Genomic DNA, 17,005 nt, shown 5'->3' on the forward strand with positions numbered 1-17,005 from the left:
ACCTCGGCCAGGTCCAGCTGCTCGAACCGGGCCGGCAGCCCGGCCGCGGCGCCGAAGCGCTGCGCCATCTCCGGTCCGGTCAGCTCGTCGCCGGCCAGCTCGATCGCGCGTCCCACGAACTCGTCCGGCTCGTCGAACGCGGTCGCGGCCAGCCGGCCGATGTCCTCCGCGGCGACGAGCTGCACCCGCGTCGACGGCGCGAGCGCCAGCCGGACCACCAGCGCACCGTCGACCACCTCCGGGCCGAACCCGAGGAAGTTGTCCATGAAGAAGGTGGGCCGCACCACAGTGGTGGGCACCCCCACCCGGCGCAGGTGCCGTTCGATGGCCCACTTGCTCTCGAAGTGCGGCACCCCGCTGGACCGGTCCGCGCCACCGACCGAGCTGTAGACCACGTGGCGTACCCCGGTGGCGGCTGCCGCGTCCGCGACCGCGCGCCCCTGGCGGACCTCCGCCCCCAGCCCACCGGGGGCCATGAACGTCTGCACGCTGAAGACGCCGTGCACGCCGGCCATGGCGGCCCGCAGCGACGCCGGATCCGTCAGGTCGCCGCGCGCCAGCGAGACGCCCCGGGCGGCGAGCGCCCGGGCGGCGTCGCCGTCCGGGTCGCGGACCAGCGCGCGCACCGGCCGCCCCCGGTCGAGCAGGGCCCGCACGGTGGCGCCGCCCTGGGTGCCGGTGGCGCCGGTGACGAGGATGGTGCGGTCGTCGGGCATCGACGGTTCCTTCCCGGAGGTCGTCATCGGAACAGGTGGGCGTTCGCGGCGGCCCACTCGCGGAACGTCCGGGGCTTGCGGCCGAGCAGGCGCTCGACCGTGTCGGTGGTGCGTCCCCACGGGACGTCGGGGCTGTGCAGCGCCGCCACGTTCGACTCGGCGGCGGGCCGGTCACCGGTGATGCCGGCGAACATGGCGACCACCTCGTCCCGGCTCGCCACCTCGAAGGCCAGCTCGCGGCCGAGTTCGTCGGAGAGCACCCGCGCCTGCTCCGCGGAGGTGAGCACCTCGGGGCCGGTCACCTCGTACCGGCGGCGGGCGTGCCCGTCCCCGGTCAGCGCGGTGACCGCCAGCTCGGCCAGGTCGTCCGGGTCCACCGGGGCGCCGGGGGTGTTGCCGACCAGGCAGCGGACCAGTCCCCGCTCGCGGATCGTCTTCGCCCACCACAACGCGTTGGTGTGGAACGGGCCCGGCCGCAGCAGCGTCGCGTCCGGCGCGGCGGCGCCGATCGCCTCCTCGGCGGCCCGGTGCTCGTCGCCGATCCGGTGCCGCACCGGGTGCAGCACCGCCGACGAGGAGAGCAGCACCACCCGACGCACGCCGCCGACCCGGCGGATCGCCTCGGCGAACGCCCGGGCCTGCGGCTCCACGTCGCCCACCAGGCAGACGAACGCCGCGTCCACGCCGGTCAGCGCCGCGGTGGCGGCGTCGACGTCGGCCGGGCTGCCGGCGACGGTCTCGACGTCGGCCGGCAGCCCGGCCCGCGCCGGGTCGCGGCTGAGGGCGCGGACCGGCCGGCCCGCCTCCCGCAGGCGGGCCAGCACGTGCCCACCCACCTTTCCGGTCGCGCCGGTGACCAGGATCATCGGTTGCTCCTTTCGCTCGGGACAGGAACCGCCGGGGACCGGGCCGGTCCCCGGCGGCGGGAACGTCGGGTCAGTGCCGCCAGCCCTCGGCGGTCGGCCAGGGCTCGTCGAGCTGCCGGTAGGTGCCCAGGTAGTCGGGCCAGTCGCGGTGGTCGCGGATCTTGCCGTCGACGAGCTTGATGAGGTGGATCTGCTCGCCGGAGAACCGGCGTCCGGTCGGCTCCATGCCGACCAGGTTCCCGACGTGACGGCCGTAGAGGACCAGGTACGCGCGCACCCAGTCGCCCCGCTCCTCGTAGCGGATCTCCTCCAGGCGGACCTCCTCGGAGAAGGTCATCCGGAGCCACTTGACGGCCATCGCGAACGCCTCCGGCCCGCGCAGGTCCATGTGCTCCAGCGAGGCCGGGTTCAGGTAGTCGGGGTGGATGTACTCGGCCACGTCGTCGGTCTGTCCGGTGTTGTACGCCGCCACCATCCGGCGTACCGCGTCGATGTTTCTGCTCATCCGCTGCCTCCTCGGTCTGTCGTGGACGGGTGGTCAGGCCGGGCCGGTCAGGGCCTGGTTGGCGAGGTCGAGCAGCGCCCGCGGCGTCTGCGCCTGGGTGACCGCGTCGTCCTGCAGCCGCGCGCCGTAGCGGCGCTGGATCACCCCGGCGGTCTCCAGCAGGGCCAGCGAGTCGTAGCCGAGGTCGGCGAAGGGCACGTCGAGGATGTCGCCGGTCAGCTCGGCGTCCTCGTCCTCACCGGCGCACTCGCGCAGGATGTCCTTGAGGGTCGGCAGGTCCAGGGTGGTCATCTCTCCTCCTCGCAGGGGTCGTTCGACGATCCGGTCAGGCGGTGAGCACGAGCGCGGAGTTGAAGCCGCCCTGCCCGCGGGCCACCACCAGCGCGGTGCGCACCCGCGCGGCGCGCGGCGTCCGCACCAGGTCCAGCCGGTACGCGGGCGCCGGCGCGGCCACGTTGACGGTCGGCGGGATCACCCCGTCCCGGATGCTGAGCAGCGCGGTGGCCACGTCCAGCGCCGCGCCGCCCGCGCCGAGCCGCCCGGTGGCCGTCTTCGGCGCGGTGACCGGCACGCCGTCCGGGCCGAACACGGCGGCCAGCGCCGCCGCCTCCACGGCGTCCGCCTCGGGCAGGCCCACCGCGTCGGCGAACACCACGTCCACGTCGGCCGGGGCCACGCCGGCGTCGTCCAGCGCGGCCTCGATCGCCCGCCGCAACGTCGGCTCCCGGCCGGAGCGCGGCGGCGGGTCGAACGTGGCGGCGTAGCCGGCGACGACGCCGTACCGGTGGCGGACGCCGCGCGCCCCGGCGTGCGCCGCGGACTCCACCACGAACAGCGCGCCACCCTCGCCCGGCACGTAGCCGGCGGCATCCGGGGAGAACGGCAGGTACGCGCGGGCCGGATCGGTGTGCCGGCTGAGCAGGCCGCTGGCCTGGTGCGCCACCCAGCCCCAGGGGCACAGCCAGCCGTCCACCCCGCCGCTGACCACGGCCGGCAGGTCGGACCGGACGTGCCGGCGGGCCTGCCCGAGCGCGTCGAGCCCGCCCGCCTGCTCGGTGACCAGCACCCCGCTCGGCCCGCGCAGGCCGTGCCGGATCGAGACCTGGCCGGTGTTCACCGCGTAGAACCAGGCGAACGACTGGTACGCGCTGACGTGCTCCGGCCCCCGGCTCCACAGCTTCTCCAGCTCCCGGTGGCCGAACTCGAACCCACCGGCGCTGCTGGCGGTCACCACGCCCACCCCGAACCCGCCCGACGCGGCCACCTCGACCCCGCTGTCCAGCAGCGCGGCGTCGGCCGCGAGCAGGGCCAGCCGGGTCATGTGGTCGGTCTGCGGGAGCAGCCGACCGGGCAGGTGGTCGGACGGGTCGAACGGCGGCACCTCACCGGCGAGGCGGCTGGTGTAGCCGCTGGCGTCGAACCGGGTCAGCGGCCCGATCGCGCACCGGCCGGCGAGCAGTCCCGCCCAGTGCGCCTCGGCGTCCAGCCCGGCCGGGCTCACCACGCCCAGGCCGGTGATCACCGCGGCGGTCACGTGCCGGCCCGATCCGGGCGGCGCAGCACCATCGCGCTCTGGAACCCGCCGAAGCCGCTGCCCACGCTGAGCACGGTGTCGACCCGGCGTTCGCGGGCCCGCAGCGGCGTGTAGTCCAAGTCGCACTCCGGGTCCGGCTCGTGCAGGTTGGCCGTCGGCGGCACCAGGCCGTGCTCCATGGCCAGCGCGCACGCCGCGATCTCCAGAGAACCGATCGCGCCGAGCGAATGGCCGATCATCGACTTGATCGAGCTGACCGGGGTGGCGTACGCGTGGTCGCCCAGGCTGCGCTTGACCGCCGCGGTCTCGTGCCGGTCGTTCTGCTTCGTCCCGGAGCCGTGGGCGTTGACGTAGTCCACAGCGGTCGGCCGGGTCCGGGCCTGCCCGAGCGCGGCCCGGATCGCCTCGGCCATCTCGACGCCGTCCGGTCGCAGGCCGGTCATGTGGTAGGCGTTGGCCCGGGAGGCGAAGCCGGCGACCTCGGCGTACCCGGTCACGCCCCGCCGGCGCGCGTGCTCCCGCTCCTCCAGGACGAAGACCGCGCACCCCTCGCCCAGCACGAACCCGTTGCGGGTGCGGTCGAACGGGCGGGACGCGGTCGCCGGGTCGTCGTTGCGCGGGGTGGTGGCCTTGATGGCGTCGAAGCAGGCCATGGTGATGGGTGAGATGGGCGCGTCGGTCGCGCCGCAGATCATCACGTCGGCGGCGCCCTCGGTCACCAGCTCGGCGGCCCGCCCGACCGCGTCCAGGCCGGAGGTGCAGCCGGTGGAGACCAGCGACACCGGCCCCTCCGCGCCGACCTCCCAGGCCACCTCGCGGGCGATGGAGCTGGGCACCAGGTAGTCGAACAGGTGCGGCACGGCGTGGTCCTCGTCCACCAGCCACTTGGCGCCGCCGTCGCTGACCACGACGTACTCCCGTTCCAGGCTCATCGTGGCGCCGACCGCGCTGCCGATCACCACGCCGAGTCGCGACGGGTCGGCGACCGCGAGGTCCAGCCCGCTGTCCGCGAGCGCCTCCCGGGTGCCCACCACCGCGAACTGCGCGGCCCGGTCCATCCGCCGCGCCTGCTGGTGGGACAGCCCGTCCCGGATCGGGTCGAAGTCGCACTCGGCCGCCACCTGCGACCGGAACGGCGTCGGGTCGAAGAAGGAGATCCGCCGGGTGGCGGTACGGCCGCTGGCCAGCAGGTCCCAGAACGACTTCTTGCCGGTGGCGCTGGGGGCCAGCACGCCGATGCCGGTGATGACCGCGCGTCGGGTCATCGGGTGTCCCCCGCGCCGGCCCGGGCCGCGTCCCGGCGCAGCACCGGCCGGTACAGGTTCGGCTCGCTGGTGGCCAGCGCCCGTAGCGCCGCCGCGTGCGGCGCGAAGCCCGGGTCCGCCAGCGCCCGCCGGAACGACTCCTCGTCCCGCCAGTACGCGACGTTCACGTACGCGCCGGGCTGCCCGACGTGCCGGACCAGGGTGTGCGCGACGAAGCCGGGCCGGCCCGCCATGAACTCCGACGTCTCGGAGAAGGTCCGTTCGAAGTCCTCCGCTGGCGCGTGCACCGTGAACCGGTTGACGAAGACAACCGCGTCCCGGTCGGCCGGGTCCGACTCGCCTGCCCGCATGTCCCACTCACTCCCCATGTCCTCGAACCGCGATCCGCGGCTGCCGTGGTCGTGGTGTCGACCGTCCCCGGCCGGGGTCGCATCTGCCTTGAACCTGGCTGGAAGTGGGCGTGCCGGCGCGGACGTCGAGAGACCCTCGAGCGGCCGCTGGCACGCTCGGCCGCACCGTGCACGTCGACGTGAGGAGACACGGAATGCCAGGGCAGAACGGTGCGGTCGCGCTCGTCACGGGCGCGACCAGCGGGATCGGACTCGCGGTGACCAGGGCGCTCGCCGAGCAGGGGCACCGGGTCTGGATCTGCGCCCGGGACGCGGCGGCGGTCGACCGCACCGCGGGCGAGCTGCGGGACAAGGGCCTGGAGGTACGCGGCACCGGCGCCGACGTCCGCGACCGCGCGGCGGTGTCGGCGCTGGTCCACGCCGCGGTCGACGCCTGGGGGCCGCTCGGGATCCTGGTGAACAACGCCGGCCGCAGCGGCGGCGGGGCCACCGCCTCGATCGCCGACGAGCTGTGGGACGACGTGATCGAGACGAACCTGAACAGTGTCTTCCGGGTCACCCGGGAGGTGTTGACGGCCGGCGGGATGCTGGCGGCCGGCTGGGGCCGGGTGGTGAACATCGCCTCGACCGGCGGGAAGCAGGGGGTCGTCTACGGCGCGCCCTACTCGGCGTCCAAGCACGGCGTGGTCGGCTTCACCAAGGCCCTCGGCCTGGAACTGGCCAAGTCGGGCGTCACCGTCAACGCGGTCTGCCCCGGCTACGTGGAGACCCCGATGGCGCAGCGGGTCCGCGACGGCTACGCCGCCTTCTGGGAGACCACCACCGACGACGTGCTCCAGCGCTTCGAGGCGAAGATCCCGCTCGGCCGCTACTCGACCCCCGAGGAGGTGGCCGGCCTGGTCGGCTACCTGGTCACCGACCCCGCCGCCCCGATCACCGCGCAGGCGATAAACGTCTGCGGCGGTCTCGGCAACTACTGATCCCCGCCCCGCCCACCGAAGGAGGACCGCGTGAGCAAGCCGCCCCCGGAACACACCGAGCACCGCGAGGTGGTCGACGCCCCCGCCCAGACCGTCTACGACCTGGTCGCCGACGTGAGCCGCTGGCCCCTCGTCTTCCCGCCCACCGTGCACGTGGAACACGTCGAGCAGGGCCGGACCACGGAGGTCATCCGGATCTGGGCCACCGCCAACGAGACGGTGAAGGGCTGGACCTCCCGCCGTGACCTCGACCCGGCGGGCCGCCGGGTGCGTTTCCGCCAGGAGGTCTCCGCGCCGCCGGTGGCCGAGATGGGCGGGGAGTGGATCATCGAGCCGGCGGGCGCGGGCCGGTGCCTGGTCCGCCTCACCCACGACTTCCGGGCCGTCGGCGACGATCCGGCGTCCACCGCCTGGATCCACCAGGCGGTGGACCGCAACAGCCGGTCCGAGCTGGCGGCGCTGCGCACCGCCGTCGAGTCGCCGGCGGACGGCGACGGCCGGTTCCTGGCCTTCGACGACGTGGTGCACGTCAACGGGGACCCCCGCGACGTCTACGACTTCCTGAACGAGGCCGGGCACTGGGACCGCCGGCTGCCGCACGTGGCGCGCGTCGCGCTCACCGAGGACACTCCGGGGGTGCAACTGCTCGAGATGGACACCCGCACCCCCGACGGCGCCACCCACACCACCCGGTCGGTGCGGGTCTGCTTCCCGCACCGGCGGATCGTCTACAAGCAGCTGCGCACGCCGGCGTTGATGTCCGTGCACACCGGGCAGTGGCTGGTCGAGGCGTACGAGGACGGCGCGGTGGTCACCTCCACCCACCGGGTGGTGCTGATCCCCGACGCGGTGCCCGGCGTGCTGGGCGAGCGGGCCACGCTGGGCGACGCCCGCACCTACGTGCGGGGTGCGCTGGGGCGCAACAGCACCGCCACCATGTACGCCGCCAAGGAGTACGCCGAGGGCAGGCGGATGGCCACCCGGTCGTGAGACCGGGGCACCGGCCGGAGGGCGTGACCCGCACGGGTCACGCCCTCCGGCGTTCGCACGTCGCCGGCCGGTTCAGGTGACCGACAGGGCGCCGTCGACGGCGACCACCACGCCGTTGGCGTAGCGGGCGCCCGGCTCGGTGAGGGCCACCACCCACCAGGCGATGTCCTCGGGCACGCCGACGCGCCCGGACGGGATGCGCGGCAGCATCGAGGCCAGGAACTCGTCGTACGCCTCGCGGGGCATGCCGGCGCGGACCGCGACCTCCGTGTCGACCAGCCCGGGGGCCACCGCCACCACCCGGACGCCCCGGGGGGCCAGCTCGACCGCCCAGGTGCGGGTGAGGGCGTCCAGTCCCACCTTGGTCGCCGCGTACACCCCGCTGCCGGGCATGGCGCGCAGGCCGAGCGAGCCGGCGGAGCTGATGTTGACCACCGTGCCGCCGGCGGCGGCCAGCGGCTCCACGGCCCGCTGGGTGAGCAGGATCGGCGCGAGCAGGTTGGTGGTCACCTCGGCCCGGACCACGGCCGGGTCGAGGGCGCCGAGCTGGTCGAAACCGGCCGTGGCGGCGTTGTTCACCAGGACGTCGAGCCGTCCGAACTCGCGCACCGCGGTCTCCACGATGGCGTCCGGCGCGGCCGGGTCGGCGAGGTCGACCGGGAGGACGTGGATGCCGTCGCGGCCCTTCGCGGTCTCGGCCAGGGTGTTCTCGGAGCGGCCCACCACGAGCACCCGGTCCCCGCGGTCGGCGAAGGCGTGGGCGGTGGCCCGGCCGATGCCGGTGCCACCGCCGGTCACCACCACCCCGCGGGGCGGATCCGGACGGCCGGTCGTTGCGCTGGAGTCAGTCATGTCGACACGGTAGGGAGCGCCGCTCGAGGCCGGCTCGGGCCGGCGCCGGACGGGTCAGCGTCCGGCCGCCGCGTAGCGCCGCTCGGTGGCCGCCTTCTGCGGGCCCCACCACCACTCGTTGCGGCGGTACCAGTCGATGGTGGCGGCCAGGCCGGCCGGCAGGTCCGGGTGCCGGGGTCGCCAGCCCAGCTCGCGCCGGATCTTGCCGCTGTCACAGGCGTAGCGCAGGTCGTGCCCGGGACGGTCCGGCACGGTGTCGAAGTCGTCCGCCGGCCGGCCCAGCATCCGCAGGGTGAGCGCCAGCAGGTCCCGGTTGCTCCACTCGGCGCCGGAGCCGACCAGGTACGTCTCGCCGACCACGCCGGCGGCCAGGATCAGCAGCACGGCGTCGTTGTGGTCGTCGACGTGCGTCCACTCCCGCACGTTGGCGCCGGAACCGTAGAGGCGCGGACGCCGGCCGCGCAGCACGTTGGTGATCTGCCGGGGCAGGAACTTCTCCACGTTCTGGTAGGCGCCGTAGTTGTTGGCGCAGTGCGAGATCGTCGCCCGCACCCCGTACGAGCGGACCCACGCGCCCACCAGCAGGTCGGACGCCGCCTTGGTGGCCGAGTACGGGCTGGACGGGTCGAAGCGGCTCAGCTCGGTGAACCGCTGGCCGCCCTCGCCCGGGAGGCTGCCGAAGACCTCGTCGGTGGAGACGTGGTGCAGCCGGCGGTCGTGTCGCCGGACCGCCTCCAGCACGCTGAAGGTGCCCTCGACGTTGGTCCGCAGGAACGTGCCCGGGTCGCGCAGCGAGTTGTCGACGTGCGACTCGGCGGCGAAGTGCACGACGGCGTCGGTCTCCCGGACCAGCCGGTCGACGAGTTCCCGGTCGGCCACGTCGCCGACCACGAACCGGATCCGGTGCGCCACGTCGGCGAGGCTGGCCCGGTTGCCGGCGTAGGTGAGCGCGTCGAGGACGGTGATCCGCAGTCCGGGGCGGGTGGCGAGCGCCCGCCGTACGAAGTTCGCGCCGATGAAGCCCGCGCCGCCGGTGACCAGCAGGTGATCCATGGCGGCGAGGTTAGGCGGGCGGGCTCGAGCGCCGGTGGAGACCGGATCGCCGTTCGGTCCGGCCGCGACCGGCCGTCGACCCGGCTACCAGGACGGCGGTCGACAGTGGCCGGGTCCCGCGACGGAGCGCGGGGCCCGACCGACGAGGAGGTCCGACCATGCCGAACGGGAAACCGCTGCGCGGCATCCTGCTGGCGGGCGGCACCGGCAGCCGCCTGTGGCCGATCACCCGCGGGGTGTCGAAGCAACTGGTGCCGATCTTCGACAAGCCGATGGTCTACTACCCGCTGTGCACGCTGGTGATGGCCGGGATCCGGGAGATCCTCGTGATCACCGCCCCGGAGGACCGGGAGCAGTTCGTGCGGCTGCTCGGCGACGGCAGCCAGTTCGGGCTGCGCCTGGAGTATGCGGTGCAGGAGCATCCGGGTGGGGTCGCCCAGTCGTTCCTCATCGGGGAACGGTTCATCGACGGCGGGCCGGTGGCGCTCGTGCTCGGGGACAACATCTTCTACGGCCCCGGCCTGGGCCGCCAACTCGCCATGCGGCACCGTCCGACCGGGGCCCGCATATTCGCCTATCCGGTGGCCGATCCGCACGAGTACGGGGTGGTCGAGTTCGACGAATCCGGGCGGGTGCTGTCGATCGAGGAAAAGCCGGACCGGCCCCGGTCGCGGTACGTCGTGCCGGGTCTGTACTTCTACGACTCCCGGGTGGTGGACATCGCCCGGGAACTCAAGCCGAGCGACCGTGGGGAGCTGGAGATCACCGCGGTGAACGAGGCGTACCGGCAGTTGGCGGAGCTGTCCGTCACCGTGCTGGCCCGCGGCACGGCGTGGCTGGACACCGGGAACGTCGAGTCGATGATGCAGGCGGCCGAGTTCGTCCGGGTGATGGAGGCCCGTCAGGGCCTCAAGATCGGCTGTCTGGAGGAGACCGTGTGGCGAGCCGGCCTGATCGACGACGACGGACTGCGCCGGCTGGCCGAGCCGCTGCTGCGCAGCGGGTACGGCCAGTACCTGCTGCGCCTGCTCGACGGGCTGCCCGGCCCGATCTGAGCCCGGCCGGCACGTAGGGGCATTCGTGAAGACTGCTCACTGATTCGCGCGCGACAATGCGTAGCCATTATCCGACGACAGTCTCGACCGGCTTCGGAGTTGGTCGGGCGACCTGACCAGCGCCTTCGATCCATAGCGGCGTCACTTTCCGTCACGGCCCGCCGAAGGCAACCCCTACACTTCCCCACGAGATCGACTCGAGCGTCGATGGAAGGTAACTCAAGGTTAGGTACCGCTTGCGCATCGTGTAGACGTGTGCATACGATGTGGCCAGTTCCGGACCGCGGGGACTTGAAATGGGGGGTCTATTTTGATTGCCTTCGCCAACTTTCCGGCAACGCAATTGTCTCCCCGTGCAATAGTCCCCTAGGGCCGATCCGTCCCCGCCCCACCATGACCGGCGAACCGCGCCGGCGGCGGAACGACGACGCGGCCCAGGCCGTGACAGGTGCAGCTCACATGGGTGGCAGCCAGGTGCGCCGGTTTCGGCGCGGGGACCCCGGCCGCGCCGCCCGGCACCGTTCCGTGCCCACCGAAAACTGATCCGCCGACACACGGAAATGGGTGCGGCGGTCGCCGAGGGCCGTCACCGGCCGGCTCGGCGACCGCCGCTGTCTGGAATCCCCGATCGGCTCCGCCACAGTTTCGGAGGAGGCCCCTGGACGACGGTACCGATCCCGACGAATGACAAGGCGAAATGCCGCTGACGCCGAATTCGCAGGAGAAGGACGCACACGTGCAGATCAATTTGCTGGGCCCACTGTCGGTGTCCATTGATGGAAACGACGCGACTCCTACCGCCCCCAAGACAAGAAGGGTGCTGGCGCTGTTGGCCGTGCACGCTAATCGCGTGGTGCCCAATCAGTTGCTGATTGAAGAACTGTGGGAGGACCAACCGCCGCCCAGCGTGACCACCACCCTGCAGACCTACGTCTACCAGTTGCGGAAGCACCTGCACGGTGGCTTCGCGTCGTCGACCGGCCCGGTGCCCAGCGGGTGCGCGCCGAAGGAGGTCCTGCGCACGTACGCCGGCGGCTACATGCTCTGCCTGCGTCCCGAGACGCTCGACTCGCTGCGCTTCGAGCAACTGGCCCAACGGGGCCGGACGGAGCTGGAGCACGGTGACGTGGAGACCGCCGCCCGGACGCTGCGCGAGGCGCTCGGGCTCTGGCAGGGCCCCGCGCTCGTCGACGTCAACCCGGGCCCGCTGCTCCAGGTGGAGGCGCTGCGCCTGGACGAGATCGGCAAGAGCGCACTGGAGTTGCGCATCGAGGCGGACCTACGCCTGGGCCGGCACCACGAGCTGCTCGGCGAACTGACCGGGCTGACCGCCCGTCAGCCGACCCACGAGGGGTTCCAGAGCAAACTGATGCTGGCGCTGCACCGGGCCGGCCGGCGGTCGGAGGCGCTGGACGTCTACCACCGCACCCGCGAGACCCTCGTCGACGAACTCGGCGTGGACCCGTGCGGGGAACTGCAACAGCTGCACCGCGCCATCCTCGCCGGCGACCCCGCGCTGAACCCGCCCGGCACCGACACCCTGACCGGCATCCGGCGCCACGCCACGGTGCCCCTCCCGGCCCGCGAGGCGCGCTGGGCGCAGGCCCGATCCGCGTGACCCCCACCCGGCCGGCCCGCGTCACGGGCCGGCCGCGGTGGCCCGCCCGCGGCGCGTCGCCGGCCTCCGCGCCGCCACGTCCCACCGGACCGGACCGGACCGCGCCCGACCGCACCGGCCCGCCGGCCGGTCACTGCCGCGCGCGGTGGTGCTCGAACGCCGCCAGCCAGCGCGGCAGGTCGTCGCCGGCCCGCAGCAACTCGGTGCCGATCAGCAGTCCCCGGTAGCCCGCGCGCAGCAGCCGGGCCGCGCCCGCCGGACCGTCGATGCCACTGGCGCTGACCGGGCAGTCGGTGCCGGTCGCCGCCACCTCGTCCAGCAGGTCCAGGCTGCGCCGCAGGTCGCCGCCGCCGCGCTCGCGGTCGCCGATGTCGGCGTTGTTGACCGCGACCACGCACTCCTGCGGCCGGGGCACGGACCGGATCTCCGCCCGCGTCGCGACCTCCACGAACGGCGTCAGGCCCCGCTCCACGGCGGCGGCCACCAGCGCGTCCAGGGTGGAGCGGGCCAGCAGGCGGGCGGTGAGCAGCACCGCCTGGGCGCCCAGCGCCACCGCCCGGTCCAGGTCCCGGCGACCGGTGATGAAGTCCTTCTGCAGCAACGGCCGGTCGGTCAGCGACCGCACCTCGCGCAGCAGCTCCGGGGTGCCGCCGAACCAGCGCCCGGTGACCACCGACAGGCAGGGCGCCTGCGCCCGCTCGTAGGTGGCGACGATCCGGGCCACGGACCGGCCGCCGAAGAGGTCCGACCCGGCCGCGTTCCGCCGCTTCACCTCCATCACCACCGGCCGTCGCGCGTCCCGCAGGGCGGTACGGAAGTCGCTGCTCATGCCTCACTCCCCTCCCCCGGCCGGGGCCGGTGCTCACGTTCCCCAGGCGGCCACCAACGCCGCGACCCGCCGACCGTCGAACCGGCCGTCCGCGCCACGGGCCGCGCTGTCCACGTCGACCCCGCGGAAGAGCGGATGCGCGACCACCGCGTCGTACCCCCCGCGGTGGCCCGCGGCGATGCCACCGGCCAGCAGGAACGGGCGGCTGCACCGCGCCACCACGGAGAGCACGTCGGCCACCCCGATCGTGGTGCCGGTGCTGCCGACGCGACCGTCCGCGCCCAGCGCGTCCAGCAGGAACAGGTCGGTGCCGGCCCGCTCGTACGCCGGCACCAGCGGCGCCTCCGGACAGCGCCCGTCCCGCACGTGCAGCACCTTGACCACTGTCGGGTCGGCCTCGGCCTTGAGCCGGCGCACCAGCGCGGGTGGCTGCCAGCCGTGCAGCTGCACCCAGTCCGCGCCGGTGCGCCGGAGCAGCTCGCCGATCCGGTGGCCGTCGCCGAGCGTGGTGACCAGCACCGGGCGCGGGCCGCCCGCGACGGCGCCGTCGCGCACCAGCGCGGCGGCCCGCCCGACCGGCAGGTCACGCGCGCCGCCCGCCACCCCGCACCAGACGCCCACCAGGTCGACGCCGAGGGCGCGCAGCAGCGCCACCTCCGCCGTCGTACCCGCCCCGCAGACCTTGACCAGTGGCACCGGTCAGAGCCCCAGCATGGCGGCGATGCGGTTGCGCTGCGTCTCCGAGGTGCCGGAGTAGATGGTGCCGGCGACCGCGTTGCGCAGCTCCTTCTCGACGCCGTACTCCGTGGTGTAGCCGTTGCCGCCGAAGATCTGCACCGCGGCCAGGGCCGAGGCGAGGTTCGCCTCGCTGGCCACCACCTTCGCCACCGCGATGTCGGTGGTGACGGTGGCGCCGGCCGCCATCCGGGCCGCCGCGTCGTAGAGCAGCGCCCGCGCCGTGCGTACCCCGATCTCCATGTCCACGATCCGGTGCGCGACCGCCTGGAACGTGCCGATCGGGCGGCCGAACTGGGTCCGGCCGCGGGCGTACTCCCGGCAGCGGTCGACGCGGGCCCGCATCTCGCCGGCGTTGACCGCGAAGCCGCAGAGGATCTCCCACTTCATCACGTGGTCGAGCACGAGGAAGCCGCCGCCGACGGCGCCGACCACGTTCGTCGCCGGCACCCGCGCGCCGTCGAGGTAGAGCTCCCCGAACGGTGAGGTCCGCAGCCCCATCTTGGCCGTGGGCGGGCCGACGACCAGACCCGGCGTGTCCCGCTCGACCAGGAAGGCGGTGACGCCCAGCGGGCCGCCCCCCTCGGAGGTGCGGGCGTAGACGACCACGACGTCGGCGACCGGGCCGTTGCTGACGAACGCCTTCTGGCCGGTGAGCACGAAGTGGTCGCCGTCGCGGACGGCCCGGGTCCGCATGGCCAGGGCGTCGGAGCCGCTGTCCGGTTCGGTGATCGCGTGCGCGCCGATCACCGCGCCCGAGGCGACGTCGGGCAGGTAGCGGTCACGCAACGCGGGCGAGCCGAAGCGCTGCACCGCGATGCCGGTGCTGACCAGGTGGGTGGTGACGGAGAAGTTGAGCCCGGCGTCCCGGCAGCCCTCGCCGAGCCCTTCCAGGACGTACATGGTGGTGGGCAGATCCTGCCCGAGGCCACCCCAGCGCTCCCCGATCGGGAGGCCGAGCAGGCCGGTACGCCGGACCGCCTCCCACTTGGCGCGGGGGAACTCGGCCCGGGCGTCCAGCTCCACGTGCTCGTCGTTGAGCACGTGGAGCCAGGGCGCCAGACCGTTTCGCAGGGCGTCCTGGTCAGCGGTCCATGAGATCACTGGCTGACTCCAACGAGGTCTGGTCGTGGTCGGTACGCGGGCGCCGGACGGCGCGCGCCGGTCAGTACTGCGAGAAGCCGTCCGGGTCGATGCTGTGCTGCTCGCCGCCGTGCAACGCCGGGGTGAACACGCACACCAGGCGCAGGTCGCTGTCCGGGGCGGCGACCAGGCAGTGCGCGTCGTGCTTGTCCAGCGCGTACATCACGCCCGGCCGGATCGGATAGGTGTTGCCGGCCAGGTCGATGACGCTGCCCTCGCCCTCGATGCAGTAGCACGCCTCGAGGTGGCGGCGGTACTGGAGGCGGGCCATCGTGCCGGCCCGCACGGTGGTGTCCGTGATCGTGTAACCCATGCCGTCCGATTCGAGCAGGAACCGCCGGCTCAGGCCGTTGCCCCAGTCCACCGTGGTCACCTCACCCAGTTCCCGGATGATCATCGGTCTGTCCCTTCTGTGAAGGTCGGCTGACGATCGCCATTGATCGCAGGAAGGTGTCGAACCCGGCCAGCAGATCCTGACCGGTCCGTTCGGCCCGCTCGACGGCCAGCGCCGCGGCGGTTCCGACGACGGCGGCGTCCGCGCCGGCCGCGCCGATCTGCCGCACGTCCGCGGCGTTCCGTACGCCGAAGCCGACCGCGATCGGGGCGGGGCCGGCGGCCCGCAGCCCGTCCACGGCGGCGCGCAGCGCGGCGTACCCGTGCTCCGGCGCGGTCCCGCTGCGGCCGTAGGCGGCGACGAGGTAGACGTAGGCGCCGGCGTCCCGGGCGGCGGCGGCGCGCACCGGCGCCGGCGAGGTGGCGTAGCAGGTGGTCACCACCGGCAGGCCCGCGTCGGCGGCGTGCGCCAGGTGCGCGGTGCGCAGCCGGGGCGGCAACGCGTGCACCAGCAGCCCGTCCGCGCCGGCGTCGGCGACCCGGCGGACGAAGGTCCGCTCCCCGGCGGGGCGCACGGTGTGCCGCCAGTCGGCCAGCAGCGCGATCCGCAGCCGGCGCAGCCGCGGCCGGACCCGGGCCACGAACGCGAGCACCCCGTCGGCGTCGGTGCCCCGGCGCAGCGCCCGGTCGGCGGCCCGGCGCAGCACCGGCCCGTCGGTGACCGAGTCCGGGAACGGCACCGCCAGCTCCAGGCAGTCGACGCCCCGCTCGTCGAGCAGCTCGACCAGCCCGGTCAGCCGGTCGGCGGGCGGGTCGCCGGCGGTGAGGAACACCGCCAGGCCCGGCTCGGCGCCGCGACGGCCGGCGAAGAAGTCAGCCACCGGCAGCCACCGCCCGACGCCGCCCGGACCGCTCCGCGCGCATCCGGGTGAGCAGGTCCGACGCGGCACCCGAGGCGACCGCCTCCCGGGCCGCCGCCAGGGCGTCCGGCCACCGGGTGGCCGGGTCCGCCACCACCCGCATGGCGGCGGCGTTGAGGCAGACCACGTGGGTGGCGACGGGGCCACGCCGGCCGGCCAGCACGTCGTGGAAGTCCGCCACCGGATCCGTGCCGGGCGGTGGGGGACGCAGGTCGGCCAGGCTGCCCGACACGTCGGGCAGACCGAGGTCGGCCAGGCGGACGGGCGGTCCGTCGGCGGGGTGCAGCACGTCGTCCGCGAAGCCGGTCAGCTCGTCCGCACCGACGTCGTTGGTGCAGAACCAGACCCGGGCGCCGCCCCGCCGGGCGGCCAGCCGGCGCAGCAGGTCCAGCACGCCGGGGTCGGAGACGCCGGTGAGCTGCGCGGTCGCCGGCGCCGCCGCGAGGACCGGCCCCAGCACGTTGACGAAGCGGCCGATCTCCCGCAGTTGCAGCGGCAGGACGGCGCGGGCCAGCAACGCCAGCTCCGCCGGGTAGACGAAGTAGCCGGCGAACGCCAGGCCGTGCCGGTCCAACGCCTCCTCGACGTCGTCGTGGCCGGACGCGAGCGGGATGCCGAGCAGCTCCAACAGGTCGAACGAGCCCCGCCCGCCGCTGTAGGTGCGGGCGCCCGTCTTCACCACCGGCAGGCCGGTCGCCGCCGCCACGAACGCCGCCGCGGTGGACACGTTGAACGTCCGGGGACCACCGCCGGTGCCGACGACGTTGACGCACCCGCCGGGCACCGGCCGCACCGGCGGGCGCCGCTCGTTCAGGGAGTCCAGCAGCGCCTCCGCCGTGTCCGCGTCCGGTGGGCTGGTGGCGAGCGAGGCCAGCAACGCCACCGCCTCGCCGCGCCGGAGCGTGCCGGCGTGCAGCGCGTCCCAGAGGGAACGCCACACCGGCAGGCCGACCGGCTGGCGCGGCGCGAGCAGCGCGGTGATCGCCGGGTGCACGTCTACTTCGCCTCGGCCGGTTCGGCCCCGGCACGGGCCAGGAACGCGTCGATCGCGCGGATCGAACGGAAGTGCTCCGGCGCGAGTTCCACCTGGTCGGCGGCGATGCCGAAGCGTTCCTCCAACCAGGCGATCACCTTGAGCAGGCCGAGGCTGTCGACGACCCCGTTGTCGATCAGGTCGAGGTCGACGTCGAGCTCGCCGGGCGGTACGTCGGGCAGGAACTCCTCGACGATGAACTGGGCGATGACCGGTGCGTGCTGCAAC

The 17,005-nt window shown here is 74.2% G+C and carries 20 protein-coding genes; 4 read left to right on the forward strand and 16 right to left on the reverse strand.

The window, feature by feature from the left end:
* The 7 genes from ACH495_RS18840 to ACH495_RS18870 form a co-directional block, all read right to left on the reverse strand.
* The coding region (locus ACH495_RS18840) for an NmrA/HSCARG family protein (RefSeq protein WP_396859014.1) at positions 1 to 716 on the reverse strand (716 nt) is incomplete at its 3' end.
* A gap of 23 nt (positions 717 to 739) precedes the next feature.
* On the reverse strand, positions 740 to 1,582 hold the full coding sequence (locus tag ACH495_RS18845) for an SDR family oxidoreductase (RefSeq protein WP_396859015.1): 843 nt from the start codon (positions 1,580 to 1,582) through the stop codon (positions 740 to 742).
* Positions 1,583 to 1,652: 70 nt separating this feature from the next.
* Positions 1,653 to 2,087: a SnoaL/DnrD family polyketide biosynthesis methyl ester cyclase gene (locus tag ACH495_RS18850; protein WP_396859016.1), complete on the reverse strand. Its 435-nt coding sequence runs from the start codon at positions 2,085 to 2,087 to the stop codon at positions 1,653 to 1,655.
* 33 nt (positions 2,088 to 2,120) lie between these two features.
* A complete protein-coding gene (locus tag ACH495_RS18855) occupies positions 2,121 to 2,378 on the reverse strand; it encodes an acyl carrier protein (protein WP_396859017.1) in 258 nt (85 codons plus the stop codon).
* A gap of 34 nt (positions 2,379 to 2,412) precedes the next feature.
* The gene (locus ACH495_RS18860) at positions 2,413 to 3,621 is read right to left on the reverse strand and encodes a ketosynthase chain-length factor (RefSeq protein ID WP_396859018.1); all 1,209 of its coding nucleotides are present in this window, start codon (positions 3,619 to 3,621) and stop codon (positions 2,413 to 2,415) included.
* The gene (locus tag ACH495_RS18865) at positions 3,618 to 4,886 is read right to left on the reverse strand and encodes a beta-ketoacyl-[acyl-carrier-protein] synthase family protein (RefSeq protein WP_396859019.1); all 1,269 of its coding nucleotides are present in this window, start codon (positions 4,884 to 4,886) and stop codon (positions 3,618 to 3,620) included. The genes ACH495_RS18860 and ACH495_RS18865 overlap by 4 nt, the downstream gene beginning before the upstream one ends.
* Entirely contained in the window at positions 4,883 to 5,236 is a 354-nt protein-coding gene (locus ACH495_RS18870; protein ID WP_396859020.1) for an antibiotic biosynthesis monooxygenase family protein, read from the reverse strand. Before ACH495_RS18870 ends, ACH495_RS18865 begins: the two co-directional genes overlap by 4 nt.
* 194 nt (positions 5,237 to 5,430) lie before the next feature.
* Between ACH495_RS18870 and fabG the strand changes: the two genes are divergently transcribed.
* Complete coding sequence (gene fabG, locus ACH495_RS18875) at positions 5,431 to 6,216, forward strand: 3-oxoacyl-ACP reductase FabG (protein WP_396859021.1); 786 nt, start codon at positions 5,431 to 5,433, stop codon at positions 6,214 to 6,216.
* 30 nt (positions 6,217 to 6,246) lie between these two features.
* Complete coding sequence (locus ACH495_RS18880) at positions 6,247 to 7,206, forward strand: aromatase/cyclase (protein WP_396859022.1); 960 nt, start codon at positions 6,247 to 6,249, stop codon at positions 7,204 to 7,206.
* Positions 7,207 to 7,278: 72 nt separating this feature from the next.
* On the opposite strand, the gene ACH495_RS18885 is transcribed toward ACH495_RS18880, so the two are convergent.
* The gene (locus ACH495_RS18885) at positions 7,279 to 8,058 is read right to left on the reverse strand and encodes an SDR family NAD(P)-dependent oxidoreductase (protein ID WP_396859023.1); all 780 of its coding nucleotides are present in this window, start codon (positions 8,056 to 8,058) and stop codon (positions 7,279 to 7,281) included.
* A 54-nt stretch (positions 8,059 to 8,112) separates the two neighbouring features.
* Positions 8,113 to 9,111, reverse strand: coding sequence for a dTDP-glucose 4,6-dehydratase (gene rfbB, locus ACH495_RS18890; protein WP_396859024.1), 999 nt, complete (start codon positions 9,109 to 9,111; stop codon positions 8,113 to 8,115).
* 176 nt (positions 9,112 to 9,287) lie between these two features.
* Between rfbB and rfbA the strand changes: the two genes are divergently transcribed.
* The gene (gene rfbA, locus ACH495_RS18895; protein ID WP_396859241.1) at positions 9,288 to 10,166 is read left to right on the forward strand and encodes a glucose-1-phosphate thymidylyltransferase RfbA; all 879 of its coding nucleotides are present in this window, start codon (positions 9,288 to 9,290) and stop codon (positions 10,164 to 10,166) included.
* A 697-nt stretch (positions 10,167 to 10,863) separates the two neighbouring features.
* The gene (locus ACH495_RS18900; protein ID WP_396859025.1) at positions 10,864 to 11,784 is read left to right on the forward strand and encodes a BTAD domain-containing putative transcriptional regulator; all 921 of its coding nucleotides are present in this window, start codon (positions 10,864 to 10,866) and stop codon (positions 11,782 to 11,784) included.
* A 130-nt stretch (positions 11,785 to 11,914) separates the two neighbouring features.
* Here the strand turns inward: ACH495_RS18900 and ACH495_RS18905 are convergent, their stop codons facing one another.
* From ACH495_RS18905 to ACH495_RS18935, 7 genes are all read right to left on the reverse strand, one after another.
* Positions 11,915 to 12,613: a hypothetical protein gene (locus ACH495_RS18905; RefSeq protein ID WP_396859026.1), complete on the reverse strand. Its 699-nt coding sequence runs from the start codon at positions 12,611 to 12,613 to the stop codon at positions 11,915 to 11,917.
* A gap of 33 nt (positions 12,614 to 12,646) precedes the next feature.
* Positions 12,647 to 13,309 carry a hypothetical protein gene (locus ACH495_RS18910; protein ID WP_396859027.1) on the reverse strand — a complete coding sequence of 221 codons (663 nt, stop codon included), beginning with the start codon at positions 13,307 to 13,309 and terminating at the stop codon, positions 12,647 to 12,649.
* Between the two features lie 3 nt (positions 13,310 to 13,312).
* Positions 13,313 to 14,452 (reverse strand): acyl-CoA dehydrogenase family protein, encoded by a 1,140-nt coding sequence (locus ACH495_RS18915; RefSeq protein WP_396859028.1) that lies wholly within the window; start codon positions 14,450 to 14,452, stop codon positions 13,313 to 13,315.
* A gap of 61 nt (positions 14,453 to 14,513) precedes the next feature.
* Positions 14,514 to 14,888 carry an ectoine synthase gene (locus ACH495_RS18920; RefSeq protein ID WP_396859029.1) on the reverse strand — a complete coding sequence of 125 codons (375 nt, stop codon included), beginning with the start codon at positions 14,886 to 14,888 and terminating at the stop codon, positions 14,514 to 14,516.
* A complete protein-coding gene (trpA, locus tag ACH495_RS18925) occupies positions 14,866 to 15,705 on the reverse strand; it encodes a tryptophan synthase subunit alpha (protein ID WP_396859030.1) in 840 nt (279 codons plus the stop codon). Before trpA ends, ACH495_RS18920 begins: the two co-directional genes overlap by 23 nt.
* Positions 15,698 to 16,738, reverse strand: coding sequence for an anthranilate phosphoribosyltransferase (locus ACH495_RS18930; protein ID WP_396859031.1), 1,041 nt, complete (start codon positions 16,736 to 16,738; stop codon positions 15,698 to 15,700). Before ACH495_RS18930 ends, trpA begins: the two co-directional genes overlap by 8 nt.
* 2 nt (positions 16,739 to 16,740) lie before the next feature.
* The gene (locus ACH495_RS18935) at positions 16,741 to 17,004 is read right to left on the reverse strand and encodes an acyl carrier protein (protein WP_396859032.1); all 264 of its coding nucleotides are present in this window, start codon (positions 17,002 to 17,004) and stop codon (positions 16,741 to 16,743) included.
* Position 17,005: the final 1 nt, after the last annotated feature.

Origin of the sequence: Micromonospora sp. NPDC018662 (genome assembly GCF_044391475.1) — a bacterium.
In the GTDB taxonomy this organism is placed as follows: Bacteria; Actinomycetota; Actinomycetes; order Mycobacteriales; family Micromonosporaceae; genus Micromonospora.